General features: G+C 47.7%; 6 protein-coding genes. 5 read left to right on the top strand and 1 reads right to left on the bottom strand.

Annotated features, from left to right (window positions below; translation table 11 throughout):
* Positions 1-264 (top strand): GIY-YIG nuclease family protein (locus QEH52_RS19395; RefSeq protein ID WP_308952612.1); only part of this gene is annotated, 264 nt, incomplete at its 5' end.
* A 176-nt stretch (positions 265-440) separates the two neighbouring features.
* Positions 441-692, top strand: a complete 252-nt coding sequence (locus tag QEH52_RS19390; protein WP_308952611.1) for a GIY-YIG nuclease family protein — start codon at positions 441-443, stop codon at positions 690-692.
* A 230-nt stretch (positions 693-922) separates the two neighbouring features.
* On the opposite strand, the gene QEH52_RS19385 is transcribed toward QEH52_RS19390, so the two are convergent.
* Positions 923-1,096: a hypothetical protein gene (locus QEH52_RS19385; protein WP_308952610.1), complete on the bottom strand. Its 174-nt coding sequence runs from the start codon at positions 1,094-1,096 to the stop codon at positions 923-925.
* 334 nt (positions 1,097-1,430) lie between these two features.
* On the opposite strand from QEH52_RS19385, the gene QEH52_RS19380 reads away from it, so the two are divergent.
* From QEH52_RS19380 to QEH52_RS20830, 3 genes are all read left to right on the top strand, one after another.
* Positions 1,431-1,832 (top strand): type II toxin-antitoxin system RelE/ParE family toxin, encoded by a 402-nt coding sequence (locus QEH52_RS19380; RefSeq protein WP_308952609.1) that lies wholly within the window; start codon positions 1,431-1,433, stop codon positions 1,830-1,832.
* Positions 1,829-2,104 (top strand): helix-turn-helix domain-containing protein, encoded by a 276-nt coding sequence (locus tag QEH52_RS19375; RefSeq protein WP_308952608.1) that lies wholly within the window; start codon positions 1,829-1,831, stop codon positions 2,102-2,104. The genes QEH52_RS19380 and QEH52_RS19375 overlap by 4 nt, the downstream gene beginning before the upstream one ends.
* A gap of 122 nt (positions 2,105-2,226) precedes the next feature.
* The coding region (locus tag QEH52_RS20830; protein ID WP_425609302.1) for a GIY-YIG nuclease family protein at positions 2,227-2,306 on the top strand (80 nt) is incomplete at its 3' end.

Genomic DNA, 2,306 nt, shown 5'->3' with positions numbered 1-2,306 from the left:
GACATGTATTTCGTCTACGTGTTAGAAAATGCAAGTGGCCGTCTTTATATTGGGCATACCAATGATGTTGCTCGCCGAATCGAAGAGCACAATTCACCTGAGGGTAAAGGCCACTTAGGTAAATACACCCATCGCAATGGCCCGTGGTCTTTGTTGGGCTTTGAAAAGTTCGAAACACGCAGCGAAGCCATGCGGCGCGAAAAGCAACTCAAGTCATGGAAATCCCCAAAGAAAGTTCGAACCCTATTCGATCCCGGGCGGTAGAGTCCCGACAAAGTCGGGATTAATCACTTGGTCGCTGGTTCGCCTGCCTCGACTTGTCGGGGATCCCAGCGTGTCCGCCTGTCCCGACTTGTCGGGAAGCAGCCATTTAAAGCCCTTCGAAAAATCGGAGGGCTTTTTTGTTGTCTGACTTTGCTGAAGTTTGCGAACTTAGGCTCATGTTCCACGTCTACGTATTAGAGAATGCAAGTGGCCGTCTATACATCGGGCATACCAACGATGTCGCTCGCCGAATCGAAGAGCACAATTCACCTGAGGGTAAAGGCCACTTAGGCAAATATACCCATCGCAACGACCCGTGGTCTTTGTTGGGTTTTGAAAAGTTTGAAACACGCAGCGAAGCCATGCGGCGCGAAAAGCAACTCAAGTCATGGAAATCCCCAAAGAAAGTTCGAGCCCGTAGTGGCTAGAAACTCATCCGCGTCGAAATTCGTTAAAATTTGCTCTAACAGTGTGTGTGGGGGGGAGTGCAGTCTGATTGCGTCAAAATTCCCGATTGTTCATTCGAAGCGAGGTTTATGGCCTGCGAGCAACGGATGAACGCAGTAAATACCTTATTTTCGCTGATACCAGCCTAGGCTGAAGCTCCGACAAATGGGAATGCTTGTCGGGTGGGATCATGTTATGGCGAAAGGCCAGCTTAGGCTGCCTGGCAGTGGTAGAAGTTGAGCAGTCCACCTAGCCGGGATTTCTTTGCGACATGTCCGTTGTCGTATTCGTTCTTAGCGATCGCTGGTTCCGGGAATGGAATGTCCCAGTCCATGGAGCCTGCCGGAGATGTTGAGTGCGCCAGCTCGGGGATTCTCCTTGGCAATATTTATTACAAGATCGTCGACTACTTCTGGTTTTCGGGGACGTCCGGGATGTTTTCGTTTCTTCGAGCCGTCGAATTTCCGAGCAATTAGCTTTCTGTGCCATCTGTAGAGTGTGTCAGGGGGCACAATAGTGGTATATTGTTCGATTGCTTTGCCTAGCTGCTTCGCCTTCTCGGCTAAGTTATTGCGTTGAGCATCAGTGAGCGGATGCGCTTGCGTATTTGGCCTTTGAGGATGAGGATTTCCTCTTGCTGGTAGTCAATAGCATCCAAGAGCTCCTGATTTAACTGATCAGTAATTAGTGCCTTTTAGTAGTTTGAAACAAGCAGATTAATGCAATTAGCGAACTTGACAAAGTTAACGCGTGAGTTAACTTTACAGGAAATGAGAGAAGTTCAGTTTTTCAAGCGAGCCGATGGTAGCAGTCCTGTCGGGGAGTTTATTGACAGTCTAACTGATAAGCAGGCTCAGAAAGTTGCTTGGGTGCTGAAGCTCATTGAAGACTTGGATATTATACCAGCTCAATACTGGAAGAAGTTGACGAATACGGACGATATCTGGGAAGCCAGAATTCAGTTCGGCGGTAACATTTTCCGTATATTGGGCTTTGAGAGTGGAGGGCGGTTCGTCGTGCTGACGAATGGTTTAGCTAAGAAAACGCAGAAGACACCGAAGCATGAAATTGAACTAGCTGAGCAACGTAAGAAAATTTATTTAAAGGAGGAAAACCAATGAGTGATCTAAAGAAATATATCAACAAGCGGAAGGCATCTAGCCCGAACTTTGCGGAGGGTTTTGACGGAGGCTACGAAAACTTTCGAATCGGCGTTATGCTCAAGCAGGCTCGCTTGGAAGCGGGATTAACCCAAGACGAGGTCGCGAATGCGATTGGTACACGCAAGACGGCGATCTCTCGCTTAGAAAACCATGTGCAGGATGTAAAACTCTCCACGGTTGAGAAGTATGCAAAGGCAGTGGGGAAGCATCTTGAAATCCGGATTGCCTAATGTCTTTTTCCATTTCGATCAGTTCGCCTTTTCACAAGTGATTGGCCAGCCATTTAAAGCCCTTCGAGAAATCGGAGGGCTTTTTTGTTGTCTGGATTGCTGGAGACAATGAGGATTCAGACATGTATTTCGTCTACGTGTTAGAAAATGCAAGTGGCCGTCTTTATATTGGGCATACCAATGATGTTGCTCGCCGAATCGA

Source organism: Thalassobacterium maritimum, assembly GCF_031127805.1.
GTDB lineage: Bacteria > Verrucomicrobiota > Verrucomicrobiia > Opitutales > Coraliomargaritaceae > Thalassobacterium > Thalassobacterium maritimum.
This window is presented reverse-complemented; position numbering and strand designations above follow the sequence as displayed.

What these genes read in the sequence shown, in the direction of transcription:
- QEH52_RS19390 (WP_308952611.1), top strand. Translation starts at nt 441, where the DNA reads ATGTTCCACGTCTACGTATTAGAGAATGCAAGTGGCCGTCTATACATC.
- QEH52_RS19380 (WP_308952609.1), top strand. Translation starts at nt 1,431, where the DNA reads ATGCAATTAGCGAACTTGACAAAGTTAACGCGTGAGTTAACTTTACAG.
- QEH52_RS19375 (WP_308952608.1), top strand. Translation starts at nt 1,829, where the DNA reads ATGAGTGATCTAAAGAAATATATCAACAAGCGGAAGGCATCTAGCCCG.